We start from the raw sequence: 13,972 nt of genomic DNA, 5'->3' as shown, positions 1-13,972 counted from the left end.
TGCAGACGACGCGAGGGAGTGCGCAATGGCAGATGGGCAGTCGGCGAACGGACTCGGCACCTCGCGTCTCGGCCCGGCCGAGCGCGAGACGGCGCTGAAGCGCATGGGCGCCGAGGAGTTCGACGTCGTGGTGGTCGGCGGCGGCATCGTCGGCGCCGGTTCCGCGCTCGACGCGGCCACACGCGGGCTCTCCGTGGCGCTCATCGAGGCGCGCGACTTCGCCTCGGGCACCTCCTCGCGTTCGTCCAAACTCATCCACGGCGGGCTGCGCTACCTCGAACAGCGCGACTTCGAGCTCGTGCGCGAGGCGCTCACCGAACGCGGCCTGCTGCTGAGCCGCATCGCCCCGCACCTCGTACGCCCGGTGCCGTTCCTGTTCCCGATGACGCACCGGGTGTGGGAGCGCGGCTACATCGGCGCCGGGGTCGCGCTCTACGACGGCCTGTCCCTGTCGATGGGCACGGCACGCGGTGTGCCCCATCACCGTCACCTCACCCGTACGAAGGCGCTGAAGGTCGCGCCGTCGCTCAAGCGCGACTCGTTCGTCGGCGCCATCCAATACTGGGACGCCCAGGTGGACGACGCCCGCTACGTCACGATGCTGCTGCGCACGGCGGCGGAGTACGGCGCGCAGATCGCCTCGCGCACGCAGGCCGTGGGTTTCCTGCGCGAGGGCGAGCGCGTCACCGGCGTGCGCATCCGCGACCTGGAGTCGGAGACGGAGACCGACGTCCGCGCCAAGCAGGTCGTCAACGCCACCGGCGTGTGGACCGACGACATCCAGGAGCTCGTCGGCGGTCGCGGGCAGATCCACGTACGCGCCTCCAAGGGCGTGCACCTCGTCGTGCCCAAGGACCGCATCCACTCCGCCAGCGGCATCATCCTGCGTACGGAGAAGTCCGTCCTGTTCGTCATCCCGTGGGGCCGGCACTGGATCATCGGCACCACCGACACGCCGTGGGACCTCGACAAGGTGCATCCGGCGGCGTCCAAGGCCGACATCGACTACGTGCTCGAACACGTCAACGCGGTGCTCAACGTGCCGCTGACGCACGACGACGTCGAGGGCGTGTACGCGGGGCTTCGGCCGCTGCTGTCCGGCGAGTCGGACGAGACGTCGAAGCTGTCACGCGAGCACGTCGTGGCGCACCCGGTGCCCGGCCTGGTCGTCGTCGCGGGCGGCAAGTACACCACCTACCGAGTCATGGCCAAGGACGCCGTCGACGCGGTGGCGCACGGCCTGGACGGCAAGGTGCCGGGTTCGTGCACCGACCAGGTCGCGCTGGTCGGCGGTGACGGCTTCCAGGCGCTGTGGAACTCCCGCCACCGCCTGTCGGAGTCCTCGGGCCTGCACGTGGCCCGCGTCGAGCACCTGCTCCGCCGGTACGGCACGCTGGTCGAGGACCTGCTGTCCCTCATCCGCGAACGCCCCGACCTGGGCCGCCCGATCGAGGGCGCGGACGACTACCTGCGCGCCGAGATCGTCTACGCCGCCACCCACGAGGGCGCCCGGCACGTCAACGACGTACTGTCCCGCCGCACGAGGATCTCCATCGAGACATGGGACCGCGGCGTCCGCGCGGCCCGCGAGGTGGCCGAACTCCTCGCCCCCGAACTCGGCTGGTCCGACGAACAGACCGAGCGCGAGATCGAGTACTACGAGAAGCGCGTCGAGGCCGAACGCATCTCCCAAGAACAGGAGGGCGACCTGGAGGCCGACGCCACCCGGCGCGGCGTCCCGGACATCGTCCCGACGATGACCCCGTAACCACTTCGCGCCACGGCGGCACCAGGCCCGGCCCACGTTCGCGCCAGCCCTCTCGACGACGGCTTGCCCGGGCTCTCCCCTTCAGGCGCCGGCGCCGCCGTCCACCGGCACGATGGCGCCGGTCACCATCGAGGCGCGGTCGCTGAGCAGCCACGCGGCCACCTCGGCGACCTCGGTGGGCTCGGCCATCCGGCCGAGCGGGACGCTCGCGTTGATGCCCTCGATGATGCCGGGGGTCGCCGCCTCCCACGCGTCGATCATCTCCGTGGCGGTGCCGCCGGGGGTGATGCCGTTCACCCGGATGCCATCACGGGCCCAGCTCACCGCGGCGGTCTCGGTGATGCTGTTGAGCGCGCGCTTCATCGCGCCGTACGCGGGGAGAGCGGGGTTCGCGCGGCGGCTGCCGATGCTGGAGGTGTTGACGATCGCCCCGCCGCCGTTCCGTCGCATGAGTGCGGCCTCGGCGGTCATGGCGGTCCAGTGCGAGCGGAAGTTCACCGCGAACTGCTCGTCGATGTCCTCGTCGCTCGTGGCGTCGAGCGGGCCGGGCCGCTGGATCGTCGCGCCGTTGTTGAAGGCGCCGTCGAGCCGTCCGTGCAGTTCCTCGACGCGGTCGACCGCGGCGCGGACGCTCGCACGGTCGGCGAGGTCCAGGGTGACGGCGTCGGCGACGCCGCCGTCGGCGCGGATCTCGGTGACGACGCGCTGGAGGGCGTCGGTGCTGCGGGCGGCGAGCACGACGGCGGCGCCCTCGCGTGCGCAGAGCCGGGCCGCGGCCGCCCCGATGCCGCGGCTGGCGCCGGTGATGAACACGACCTTGCCGGTGAGCAGGCCGATCGGTGTGATGTCGATGTCGTTCGTCATGGCGACAGTGTCCGGCCGGCCTCCGGGCCGGAGGCAGGCACAGGCGGTACCAGGATGCGTCGCCGCGCGGCGTGCAGACTTGGGGTATGGACAAGCAGGAGCTCGGGGCGTTCCTCCGCAGCCGTCGCGAGCGGCTCCGGCCCGAGGACGTCGGCCTTCCCTCAGGCTCGCGACGCCGGACACCGGGTCTTCGCCGCGAGGAGGTGGCGGTCCTCGCGCACATCTCCACCGAGTACTACATCCGGCTCGAGCAGGGCCGGGCGCCGCGGCCGTCGGGCGAGGTCCTCGCCGGGATCGCCGGTGCGCTGCGGCTCACGGACGCCGAGTCCGATCACCTCCACGTCCTCGCGGGCACCGCGCCGCGCCGTACCGGACTGCACCGGCGTGACGTCCGCCCGAGCATCCTCGCGCTCCTCGAGCGGCTGCCGCAGACGGCCGCCTTCGTGATCTCCGCCGCGTTCGAGGTGCTCGCGTGGAACGACCTCGCGGCCGCGCTCATGGAGGACTTCGCCGAGGTCGCCCCGCAGGACCGCAATCTCGCGCGCCGGGCATTCCTCGGGCCGGCGGACGCCGACGCGACGCTGTACGGGATCTCCGACGCCGCGGAGTTCCGGCACCACGTCGTGATGGAGCTCCGGTCCACCCTCGCCCGCTACCCCTCCGACCCCGCGGTGACCGGACTCGTCGACGAGCTCCGCCACGGCAGTTCCGAGTTCGCCCGGCTCTGGGAGCGGCACGACGTCCAGGCCGCCCCGGTGCTCACGAAGACCTTCCGTCACCCGGTCGTCGGGGAGATCACCGTCGACTGCGACTCGCTCGCGCTCACCGACCGCGACCAGCACCTCGTGCTCTACAGCGCGCCGTCGGGATCCCCCGGCGCCGAGGCTCTGGCTCTTCTGCAGGCACTCGGCGTCGAGTACGTCAATGCGAGCAGGTCGCTCTGACGGGCCGATCGAACGCCGTATCGGCGGCGGCCGATGGTGGCCGCCGCCGATGGTGAGCCGGGGGTCACCGGCAGAGGGCGGTGTCGATGCCGGCGGTCAGGTGCTGGAGCTGGGTCGGGCTGCTCGGCAGCTCGGTGACGGCGATGGTGGCGGCGCGGCCGTCCTGGGTGACGGCGTCGCTGGTGTGGTAGCCGGGGAAGTCGCCGCCGTGCCCCCAGGCGACGCCGCCGCAGCTCAGCGGGGTGCCGGTCAGGCCGAGGCCGTACCGGACGCCGTTGCCCAGCGCGGGTGCGGGCACCGTGGTCCGCATCTCCTTGAGCTGCGCCGTGGGCAGCAGCCGGCCGCCGATCAGCGCGGAGAAGAATCGGTTGACGTCGCTCGGGGTGGAGATCATCTGGCCGGCGGCCCAGCCCTGGGACGGGTCTTCGACGGTGACGTCGGTCAGGGGCGCCTTCGGGTCGTCGTGGTGGTAACCGTGGGGGTGGGGCTCGCGGATCGTCTCGTCGCCGGGCTTGGGGAAGTAGGTGTGCCGGTAGGGCAGGAGGCCCTTGGTGAAGGTGTTGGTGTAGTCGGGCAGGCCGCTGGTGTGCTGGAGGATCTGGCGGACGGTGATGTTCCGGCCGTCGATGCCGTCGCCCCGGATCAGGCCGGGCAGGTAGGTCTCGACCGGCTCGTCCAGGCCGATCCTGCCCTCGCCGACCAGTTGCAGCACGGTGACGGCGGTGAAGACCTTGGTGTTGCCGCCGATGCGCACCTGCCCGTCGACCGGCACGGCGGAGTGGGTCTTGGGGTCGCCGACACCGGCGGTGTAGTTGCGGACGCGTCCGTCCCGCGTGGTCACCGACGCCAGCGCCGCGGGGAACCCGTCGTCGCTCACCAGCGCGTCCAGACGCTTGCTGCTCATGCCGGAAACGCCAGGCCGCGCACCGATGCCTCCTCGATAGGACGAAGTCCACTTCGAGGGTGGACCCAGCACCACCAGACGCCCTCGACCGGCGTCCTCCGCCGCACGAGCCCCGGCTGACTCGGCGGAGTCGGGGAGTGTCGCCGGGCTGACCAGGAGGTTCGGGATAACTCTTGACCGTAAAGACCTGTTCTGAGCGACCGTAACTCCTGTACGCTTTCGGCACTTCAAGCGCTTTCTGAGTGCTTTGGCGCTTGGTGTCCACTTCGGGAGCTCGTGTGGTGAAGTTCGTGCCGGCCGCCAGGGCCGTGATCGCGGCCTCGGCGCTGGCCGTCGGCGCCACCACGGCCCCTGCGGCGATCCCGGCCGCGGTCGCCCACCTCTCGGCCGTCCGTACCTCGGCCGCCCCTCCCTCGGTCACCCGGGCCTCGACCACGCGCGGCTCGACCGCCCGTACCTCGGCCGTCGCAGGAGTGCCGGTCGACGCCCGGGCATCGGCCGCCGGGGACGATCCCGTTCCGCGGACCGGGCCGATCTTCAACTCCCCGGTCAGCGGTACGGCGAAGCAGGACGCCATCTCCACCCGCGTCGCCCGCCTGATCGCCGGGACGCCCAAAGGCAGCCGGATCGCCATCGCGATGTACCACTTCTCCAGCACGGACACCGCCGCGCAACTCGTCGCCGCCGCCAAGCGGCACGTGAGCGTGCAGGTCGTGCTCGACCACGAGTCCACCGCGTACGCCGCCTTCAAGCGCCTCAAGCGCGGGCTCGGCACCGACACCAAGAAGGACTCCTGGGTGGTCGTGTGCGACGAGGATCGCGGCTGCATCGGGCCGGAGTTCAACCACAACAAGTTCTTCCTGTTCTCCACCACGGGCGGCGCGCAGGACATGGTCGTGCAGACCTCCGCGAACGCCACCGACGGCGCCCGTGACACCCAGTGGAACGACGCGCTCGTCCTGCAGGATCCGGCGGTCTACGCCGCCTACCTGTCCTACTTCCAGGACCTGGTCGCCCAGCATCACAAGCTCGACTACCACCGCACCGTGCAGGCCGGGCGGTATCGCCTGGACTTCTTCCCCTGGGCCAAGGGCGATCCGATCAGCCAGGCGCTGGACCAGGTCTCGTGCACCGGCGGTACCCGGATCAGGCTGAGCCTCGGCCACTTCACCTGGGGCCCCATCGCGCGGCGGCTGTGGAAGCTGGACGACGCGGGCTGCCGGGTACAGGTCGTGTTCGACATCGTCGGCCCGAAGACCCTCCGCTCCCTCGTCAAGAAGGGCGGGCGGCACGGCGGCCCCGAGACCCGGTACCTCACCGAGGGCGGCCGGACGACGTACGCCCACTCGAAGTACCTGCTGATCGACGGCCAGTACCAGGGCCGGCCGCAGAAGGTCGTCTTCACCGGCAGCCCCAACTACACGACCGTCGGCTTCCACGGCCACGACGAGGCGATGATCACCGTGGCCGACCCGCGGCTGGAGCAGGAGTACGCCGGGAACTTCGACGCGGTGTTCAAGCACGGTCACACGGTCAGGAGCGCGGACTCCGTGCCCGACGCCGTACTGGAACCCCCGGACCCCGAGGACGCCAACCACAGCCGCGAGTGAGCGCGGCAGGCGCTACGGCATCGCGGGCCCGAGGACGAGGTTCATTCCCGGGCCGTACAGCTCCGCCGGGACGCGGTCCGGGTCGAGCAGGTGCTGGAGCGCCAGCCCGAACTCGATCGCCATCGCCAGGGACGCGCGGTCTTCCGCCGACAGGTCGTCGCCGCCCGTCCGCAGCCCGGCGGCGAGGCCCTCGCGGTGGCTCTGGTACCAGTCGGCGATGCGCCAGCCGGCCGAGAAGTCGCGCATGCCGAACAGCCACAGCTCCATCAGCAGCAGCGCCTTCATCCGCGTCTCCTCCGCGGACAGCCGGCTGGCGTAGTGGCGGCCGGCGTCGGCGCAGCGGTCGGCGCGCGGGCGGCCCTGGTCGCGCAGTGCCGAGGAGGTGCGCTGCCCGAACTCGACCTGGGTGTACCGGTCGAGCAGCGCCAGGATGAGGTCGGTCTTGCCCGCGAAGTTGGAGTAGACCGCCCCCTTGGTCATGCCCGCCGACGCCGCGATCTCATCCAGTGACGCTCCCCGGATACCGTGTTTGGCCCACAGGCGCTCCGCCGCGTCGAGCAGCGCCTCCCGGGTCTGGGCGCGCTTCTCCTGACGAGTCGTCCGTTTCATCGCTTCTGGGACGGCGCGTTCCTGCGGGTCGGAGATCATCCTTGCCCTTCCGTCGACTGCCGGTCACCCCTCCAACATTGGGATACAAGGTTTTCTCAAGGCGCACCAGTAGAAACGAAAGTTGAGTACGGCTAGGCGATGCTTGAGTCAGCCGAAATGACCTTTGAAGCTTGTCCGACATCCCAAAACGGACGTCTTGGTTACCGAGCGGTAGCCAGCGGCCGAACCACGTTCTACGCTTCATCCATGAGTGCAACCGCTGCGTCCCCCGCCGAAGCGTCTGACGCGGGGCCCGGCGAGGCCCCCACGATCACGCCACCACCCGTACCGGACGGCCTCGATCGGCTGGCCGCCCGCGTCGTCTCCGGCGGGCGGACCACCACCGTACGGACGCCGTTCACCGGAGAGCCGCTCGCCGAGCTGCCGATCTCCGGGCCGGGCGACGTCGCGACCGCGTACGAGCGCGCCCGCGCCGCGCAGCGGGAGTGGGCGCGCCGGTCGCCGGCCGAGCGCGCCGCGCCGTTCATCCGCTTCCACGACGCGGTCCTGGACCGCCGTGAGGAGATCCTCGACCTCCTCCAGCTGGAGACCGGCAAGGCACGCCGGCACGCGTTCGAGGAGGTCATGGACGCGGCCGGGTGCACGCTCTACCACGCCCGGCACGCTCCGGGACTGCTCCGGCCGCGCCATCGCCAGGGTCTGCTGCCGCTCGCGACCCGGACGATCGAGGTCCGCCACCCCAAGGGCGTCGTCGGCCTGATCTCGCCGTGGAACTACCCGCTCGCGCTCAGCGTGCCCGACGCCGTACCGGCGCTGCTCGCGGGCAACACGATCGTCCACAAGCCGGACACCCAGACCGCGCTGACCGCGCTGTGGGCGATCGACCTGCTGGTCGAGTGCGGGATGCCGCCCGAGATCTGGCAGGTCGTGGTCGGTGACCCGGCCGAGATCGGCGAGCCGCTGATCGGCGCGGCCGACTACGTCGCGTTCACCGGCTCCACCCGGGGCGGCCGGGCCATCGCCGAGCAGGCCGCAAAGAGGCTGATCGGCTACTCCCTCGAACTCGGCGGCAAGAACCCGATGATCGTGCTGGACGACGCCGACATCGAGAAGGCCGCCCAGGGCGCGGTCCGCGCGTGCTTCGCCAACGCCGGCCAGCTCTGCATCTCGATCGAGCGCCTCTACGTCCACGAGAAGATCTTCGACCGGTTCGCCGAGCGCTTCGCCCACCGCGTGCGCAACATGCGGCTCGGCGCCGGCTACGACGCCGACATGGGCTCGCTCACCTCCCAGCGCCAGCTCGACACCGTCGTCCGGCACGTCGAGGAGGCGGTCGAGAAGGGCGCCAAGGTGCTCGCGGGCGGTCGCACCCGCCCGGAGGCCGGGCCGTACTTCTTCGAGCCGACCGTGCTCACGGGCGTCGAGGACGACATGGAGCTGTGCCGGTCCGAGACGTTCGGGCCGGTGGTGTCGCTGTACCGCTTCCGCGACGAGGACGAGGCCGTCGAACTCGCCAACGACTCCGCCTACGGGCTGAACGCCAGCATCTGGAGCGGCGATGTGGGACGCGCGCGCCGCCTCGCCGTACGGATCAAGGCCGGGACGGTCAACATCAACGAGGGATACGCCTCGGCGTACGCCTCCTACGACGCGCCGATGGGCGGTATGAAGGACTCCGGAGTGGGCCGCCGGCACGGCGCTGAGGGCCTGTTGAAGTACACCGAGGTCCAGACCGTCGCCAGCCAGCACTGGCTCGGTTTCGAACCGGTCATGGGCATGCCGTACGACAAGTACGCGGCGCTGCTCAGCCGCGGCCTGAAGACGATGAAGCGTCTGCGCCTGAGGTAGGAGCCCGCATGGATTACGACGTGATCGTGGTCGGCTCGGGGTTCGGTGGCAGCGTCGCGGCGCTGCGGCTCACCGAGAAGGGGTACCGCGTCGCCGTGGTGGAGGCCGGCCGGCGGTTCGACGACCCGGACGGCGAGCCGGGGAGCCGCCACCGCGACCTGCCGAAGACCTCCTGGCGCACCCGCCGATACCTGTGGGCGCCCGGCCTCGGCATGACCGGCATCCAGCGCATCCACCTGCTGCGCGGGGAGAAGGGCTCCCGGGTGCTCATCCTCGCCGGGGCGGGCGTCGGCGGCGGGTCCCTCGTCTACGCCAACACCCTGTACGAGCCGCCGGAGCCGTTCTTCGCCGACCCGCAGTGGCGGCACATCACCGACTGGCGGGCCGAGCTGTCGCCCTTCTACGACCAGGCCCGACGCATGCTCGGGGTCCGGACGAACCCGACGATGACGCCCGCGGACAAGGCGGTCCAGCGGGTCGCCGAGCGGATGGGCCGCGGGGAGACCTTCCACCGCACCCCGGTGGGCGTCCTGTTCGGCGACAAGGCCGGTGAGCGGGTCGAGGACCCCTACTTCGGCGGCGCGGGCCCCCGCCGTACGACGTGCACCGAGTGCGGGTCGTGCATGACCGGCTGCCGCGTGGGCGCCAAGAACATGCTCACCGAGAACTACCTCTACCTGGCCGAGCACGCGGGCGCGAAGGTCCTGCCGATGACCACGGTGACGGCCGTACGCCCGCGGGCGGAGGGCGGCTACACGGTCGAGGTGACGCGCACGGGCCGGCGGGCGCGGAGGCTGCGGCGCACGCTCACCGCCGAGCACGTCGTGCTGGCCGCCGGGACGTACGGCACGCAGCGCCTGCTGCACCGGATGAAGACGACGGGCGCGCTGCCCCACCTGTCCGACCGGCTCGGCGTCCGCACCCGCACCAACTCCGAGGCGATCCTGGGCGTCGAGCGGTTCGGCCGCAAGGGCGACGACCACTCGCGCGGCGTCGCGATCACCTCCTCGTTCCACCCGGACGAACACACCCACATCGAGCCGACCCGCTACGGGCCCGGTTCGAACGCCATGGGCGCGCTGCGGTCGCTGCTGATCGACGGCGACGGCCGTACGCCCCGCTGGGCCAAGTTCCTCGGCCAGGCGGCGACCCACCCGCACCAGCTCGTCCGCCTGCCGAACCTACGCGACTGGTCGCGCCGGACGATCATCGCGCTGGTCATGCAGGTCCGGGACAACTCGATCACCGTCGTGCCGTCGCCGTCCGGCCGCGGCATGCGGGCCCGCCGCGGCCACGGCGAGCCGAGCCCGACCTGGATCCCCGAGGCGCACCGCGCCGTACGGATGCTGGCCGACGAGATGGGCGGCATGCCCGGCGGCACGTGGCTGGACCTGTTCAACATCCCGACGACCGCGCACTTCATCGGCGGCTGCACGATCGGCGCCTCGCCGGAGGAGGGCGTGATCGACCCCTACCACCGGGTGTACGGCCACCCCGGCCTGCACATCGTGGACGGCTCGGCGGTGTCGGCCAACCTCGGCGTCAACCCCTCGCTGACCATCACCGCCCAGGCCGAGCGCGCCATGGCGTTCTGGCCGAACAACGGCGAGGACGACCCGCGCCCGGAGCTCGGCGCCGCCTACGAACGCCTGGCCCCCGTCGCCCCGAAGGCCGCCGTGGTCCCCGCCGACGCCCCGGCGGCGCTGCGCCTGCCCATCTCACCCGCCTGACACAGCTTTACCTGACTTCGGTGCCTACGCCTTCCAGAGCGAGCCGTGCCCCGACACGGCGCATCCGAGTCTGCGGCGGCAGTCTCAGCTCACCGCCAGGCACGACCTGCACAACGTGCTGACCCTGCGCGGCGCGCTCGTCCGCGACCCGCGGGTCTGGTCCCGCTATCTCACCGAGGCGATCGAGATGTTCGCCGCCGGCTCCGAGGTGCTGTTCGCCTCACACCACTGGCCGACCTGGGGAACGCCGGAGCTCATCGCCTTCCTGTCCCAGCAGCGCGACCTGTACGCCTGCCTGCACGACCAGATCCCCGGTGCGCGGAAGCGTGCGGACGGCCAGGACGGCGCACAGGATCGCCAGCGGGAGCTCCAGGCCCGCGGCCATGGCGACCGCCGTCGCCCGGTCGGCGCCCGGTGCCGCGGTGGTCACGTCGAACCACGCGTCGACGGTCAGCAGGGTCGCGGTGACCGTCGCGGCCAGGCAGCGGCGGGGATCGCGCCGGTTGAGCAGCACTCCCGTCGTGATCAGGCCGAGCGCCTCCAGGCCGTCCAGTCCCACCCACGCGGTCGACCAGTGTGCGGCGGTCGTGCTGGCGGGGAGCCCGACGGCCAGCACGAACAGCCACGGGATCAGCGCGAGTCCGGAACCGATCAGGCCGAGCCCCACCCAGCGCGCCCTGCCGCGCCACCGTACGGACGACGGCGGGTCACCGGCCGTCTCGCCGGACGCGGATGCGGGCTCGATGGTGGTGATCATGGATTCGGCCTCCTCGTGAACCCAGCGGTTCGGGAACGATCACCAGCGTGCCGGTCGGCGGAATCACGGTCAGTAATGGCGCTATGCGACTTGGGGTGGTGCTAGTTTCACCATCGAAACTGCAAGAAACGGCATTGCCGCCGACAAAGTGCGAAAACTAGGGTCCTGGCATGGCGATGACGATTCCGACGCGGCGCGCGTTCCACTGGGGGAACGCACACGCTCCGTGGTCGCCCTGGGCGTGGCGGAACACGACGTTCGTCACGGCCGGGGTGCCCGTCCACCTCGTCGCGCTGATGATCTTTTCGGTGCCGTGGGTGTTCGCGGTGTCGACCACCGGGGTCCTGCTCGCGCTCGTGGTCTCGGTCGGGCTGCCGCTGGCCGCGCTCCGGCTGCTGACCGCCGTCCAGCGGCACCGGTTCTGGGCCCTTCTCGGCGTGGACGTGCCCGCCGTCCCCCATGAACGCCTCGGCCGCCGGACCGTCGTGGCGATGGTCCGCTCGCCCACGGCCTGGCGGCAGCTCGCGTACCACCTTCTGGCCGGGCCCGCCCTCGCCACCGGCGGGCTGCTGGTCGTCGCCGTGTGGGCGGCCGGGTTCACGCTGGCGCTGCTCAACACCTACTCGTGGGCGCTGCGCCCGTCCAGTCCGCTCGCGCTGACCGGGCACGCGGTGGCCGACGGCCTCCTCAACGCGGTCGGTGTCATCCTGCTGCTGGCCGCGCCGGGACTGGCCGCCTCGATCGCGCGGCTGGACACGCGGGTCGCGTTCGCCCTGCTGGGGCCCAGCCGGGCGGAGGAGCTCGAGCGCCGGGTCGAGGACCTCGCGGAGAGCCGCGCCGGCGTCGTGGACGCCGCGGACGCCGAACGCCGGCGCATCGAACGCGACCTGCACGACGGCGTACAGCAGAGGCTCGTCGCGCTCGCCATGAACCTCGGGCTGGCGCGCGAGACCCTCACCGGCGGTCCCGAGGCCATGGAGGTGATCGCCGAGGCGCACTGGGAGGCCAAGGAGGCGCTGACCGACCTGCGCAACGTCGTCCGCGGCCTGCACCCGGCCGTACTCGACGACCGCGGACTGGACGCCGCGCTGTCGGGCATCGCCGCGCGAGCGCCCCTCCCCGTACGCCTCCAGGTCGACGTGCCCGAACGCCCGTCGCCCACGGTCGAGGCGGTCGCCTACTTCGTCGCCTCCGAGGCGCTCACCAACGCGGTCCGGCACGCGCGGGCCACACAGGTACGGATCGTCGTCACCCGCTTCGGGGATCTCCTGCGGATGACCATCACCGACGACGGGGCCGGCGGCGCGGAGCCGTCGAGGGGCACGGGCCTGACCGGTCTGCGTCAGCGCGTCGGGTCGGTCGACGGTACGTTCCGGATCAGCAGCCCGGCCGGCGGGCCGACCGTCATCACCGTGGAGTTGCCGTGCGCGTCGTGATCGCCGAGGACTCGGTCCTGCTCCGGGCCGGACTGATCAAGCTTCTGGAGGTCTCGGGGTTCGAGGTGGCGGCCGCGGTCGGCGACGCCGACGCCCTGCTCGCCGCGGTCGAGGAGCACCGGCCCGACGCCGTCGTCGCGGACGTACGGATGCCTCCCGGCCACAGCGACGAGGGCGTACGGGCGGCGCTCGTGATCCGGCGGCAGTGGCCGGACGTCGCGGTGCTGCTGCTGTCGCAGTACGTCGAGGAGCGGTACGCCGCGGACCTGCTGTCGGCCAACACGAGCCGGGTCGGCTACCTGCTGAAGGACAGGGTCGCCGACGTCTCGGCGTTCATCGACGCGCTGCGCCGGGTGGCTTCCGGGGAGACCGCGCTCGACCCGGAGGTCGTGGCGCAGCTCCTCATCCGGCGGCGCAGCGACCCGCTGGACCGCCTGACACCACGGGAGCGCGACGTGCTGTCCCTCATGGCCGAAGGGCGCTCCAACAGCGGCATCGCCGAGGCGCTGGTGATCAGTGACAGCGCCGTCGCCAAGCACATCAACAACATCTTCGCCAAGCTGGACCTGCCGGCCGCCGACGCCGACCATCGCCGCGTACTCGCCGTGCTGCGCTTCCTGGGGGTGGGCTCGTGACCGAGACCGCGACCGAGCCGCCCGTGACCGGGACCGAGCGCCCCCGTCGCCGGGGCGTGTGGATCGCCGTCGCCGCGGCCACGGCGTTCACGGCGATCGTGCCCCTCGGAGAGCAGGCCTGGGGCCGCCTCTTCCGCCAGACCGAGACGGTTCCGGCCGTCTCGTACGCGCACGCGATCACCGCCCTCGAGGTCGAGGCCGGCAGCGGATCGGTGACGGTCGGCACCGGGCCGCCGGGCCGCGTCGCCGTCGGGCGGACCCTGCGATGGACGCTGGGCAAGCCGAACGTCGGCCAGTCCTGGAACGGCGACACGCTGGTCATCAAGGCGGACTGCGGCGCGCACGCGACACTGTTCTCCGGCCCCGGATGCGACGTCGACCTGAACGTGCGGGTCCCGGCGGGGATCACCGTGCGGGCCACCGTCAGCTCGGGCACCATCACGGCTCAGGGCCTCGCGGGCCCCGTCCGTCTCCAGGCGCGGTCGGGCTCGGTGAACATCGCCAGGACGCACGGCCCCGTCTGGGCGAGGGCGAACTCCGGCTCGGTCAACGGCACCGACCTGTCCTCGCCGCAGGTGGACGTCGGGACCTCCTCCGGAGCCGTCGGGCTCGGCTTCGCCGACGCGCCACAGCAGGTCACGGCCAAGGCCACCTCCGGATCCGTCACGGTCGCCCTGCCCCGCGGCTTCCGCTACCGGGTGAACGGCACGTCGTCATCCGGCGACCTGAGGGTCGACGACGGGCTCCGTGACGACGGTTCGAGCCACCGGATCGAGGTGAGTACCAGGTCCGGCGCGGCCAGGGTCCGGTACGGGCCCTCATGAGCGAACGCGGTGGCTGAGGGAGCACGGCGCCTCTGGTCGCTCC

General features: G+C 71.9%; 12 protein-coding genes and 1 pseudogene. 9 read left to right on the top strand and 4 right to left on the bottom strand.

Annotated features, from left to right (window positions below):
* The first annotated feature begins 25 nt into the window (after nt 1–25).
* The gene (gene glpD / locus ABEA10_RS01930) at nt 26–1,768 is read left to right on the top strand and encodes a glycerol-3-phosphate dehydrogenase (RefSeq protein WP_345456504.1); all 1,743 of its coding nucleotides are present in this window, start codon (nt 26–28) and stop codon (nt 1,766–1,768) included.
* An 81-nt stretch (nt 1,769–1,849) separates the two neighbouring features.
* Here glpD and ABEA10_RS01925 read toward each other — a convergent pair whose 3' ends face one another.
* Nucleotides 1,850–2,632, bottom strand: coding sequence for an SDR family NAD(P)-dependent oxidoreductase (locus ABEA10_RS01925; RefSeq protein ID WP_345456501.1), 783 nt, complete (start codon nt 2,630–2,632; stop codon nt 1,850–1,852).
* 86 nt (nt 2,633–2,718) lie between these two features.
* Between ABEA10_RS01925 and ABEA10_RS01920 the strand changes: the two genes are divergently transcribed.
* A complete protein-coding gene (locus tag ABEA10_RS01920; RefSeq protein WP_345456498.1) occupies nt 2,719–3,576 on the top strand; it encodes a helix-turn-helix transcriptional regulator in 858 nt (285 codons plus the stop codon).
* A gap of 64 nt (nt 3,577–3,640) precedes the next feature.
* Here ABEA10_RS01920 and ABEA10_RS01915 read toward each other — a convergent pair whose 3' ends face one another.
* Nucleotides 3,641–4,480: a serine hydrolase domain-containing protein gene (locus ABEA10_RS01915; protein WP_345456496.1), complete on the bottom strand. Its 840-nt coding sequence runs from the start codon at nt 4,478–4,480 to the stop codon at nt 3,641–3,643.
* Nucleotides 4,481–4,758: 278 nt separating this feature from the next.
* Here ABEA10_RS01915 and ABEA10_RS01910 point away from each other — a divergent pair, with 278 nt between their 5' ends.
* Nucleotides 4,759–6,090 carry a phospholipase D-like domain-containing protein gene (locus ABEA10_RS01910; RefSeq protein WP_345456493.1) on the top strand — a complete coding sequence of 444 codons (1,332 nt, stop codon included), beginning with the start codon at nt 4,759–4,761 and terminating at the stop codon, nt 6,088–6,090.
* Nucleotides 6,091–6,102: 12 nt separating this feature from the next.
* On the opposite strand, the gene ABEA10_RS01905 is transcribed toward ABEA10_RS01910, so the two are convergent.
* Nucleotides 6,103–6,699 (bottom strand): TetR/AcrR family transcriptional regulator, encoded by a 597-nt coding sequence (locus ABEA10_RS01905; protein WP_345456490.1) that lies wholly within the window; start codon nt 6,697–6,699, stop codon nt 6,103–6,105.
* Between the two features lie 246 nt (nt 6,700–6,945).
* On the opposite strand from ABEA10_RS01905, the gene ABEA10_RS01900 reads away from it, so the two are divergent.
* From ABEA10_RS01900 to ABEA10_RS01890, 3 genes and pseudogenes are all read left to right on the top strand, one after another.
* A complete protein-coding gene (locus tag ABEA10_RS01900; protein ID WP_345456487.1) occupies nt 6,946–8,547 on the top strand; it encodes a succinic semialdehyde dehydrogenase in 1,602 nt (533 codons plus the stop codon).
* Nucleotides 8,548–8,555: 8 nt separating this feature from the next.
* Nucleotides 8,556–10,277, top strand: coding sequence for a GMC oxidoreductase (locus ABEA10_RS01895; RefSeq protein WP_345456484.1), 1,722 nt, complete (start codon nt 8,556–8,558; stop codon nt 10,275–10,277).
* Between the two features lie 94 nt (nt 10,278–10,371).
* Nucleotides 10,372–10,584, top strand: a pseudogene (locus ABEA10_RS01890) (alkyl/aryl-sulfatase); the annotation flags it as partial.
* Here ABEA10_RS01890 and ABEA10_RS01885 read toward each other — a convergent pair.
* A complete protein-coding gene (locus tag ABEA10_RS01885) occupies nt 10,498–11,034 on the bottom strand; it encodes a hypothetical protein (RefSeq protein ID WP_345456481.1) in 537 nt (178 codons plus the stop codon). The pseudogene ABEA10_RS01890 and the gene ABEA10_RS01885 overlap by 87 nt on opposite strands.
* Before the next feature lie 170 nt (nt 11,035–11,204).
* Here ABEA10_RS01885 and ABEA10_RS01880 point away from each other — a divergent pair, with 170 nt between their 5' ends.
* From ABEA10_RS01880 to ABEA10_RS01870, 3 genes are read left to right on the top strand one after another with little or no spacing between them, the layout of a single operon-like run.
* Nucleotides 11,205–12,470, top strand: a complete 1,266-nt coding sequence (locus ABEA10_RS01880) for a sensor histidine kinase (RefSeq protein ID WP_345456478.1) — start codon at nt 11,205–11,207, stop codon at nt 12,468–12,470.
* Nucleotides 12,458–13,105: a response regulator transcription factor gene (locus ABEA10_RS01875; RefSeq protein WP_329250842.1), complete on the top strand. Its 648-nt coding sequence runs from the start codon at nt 12,458–12,460 to the stop codon at nt 13,103–13,105. The genes ABEA10_RS01880 and ABEA10_RS01875 overlap by 13 nt, the downstream gene beginning before the upstream one ends.
* Nucleotides 13,102–13,929: a DUF4097 family beta strand repeat-containing protein gene (locus ABEA10_RS01870; protein WP_345456471.1), complete on the top strand. Its 828-nt coding sequence runs from the start codon at nt 13,102–13,104 to the stop codon at nt 13,927–13,929. Before ABEA10_RS01875 ends, ABEA10_RS01870 begins: the two co-directional genes overlap by 4 nt.
* Nucleotides 13,930–13,972: the final 43 nt, after the last annotated feature.

The sequence above is a fragment of the Actinoallomurus oryzae genome (assembly GCF_039541955.1).
GTDB lineage: Bacteria > Actinomycetota > Actinomycetes > Streptosporangiales > Streptosporangiaceae > Actinoallomurus > Actinoallomurus oryzae.
This window is presented reverse-complemented; position numbering and strand designations above follow the sequence as displayed.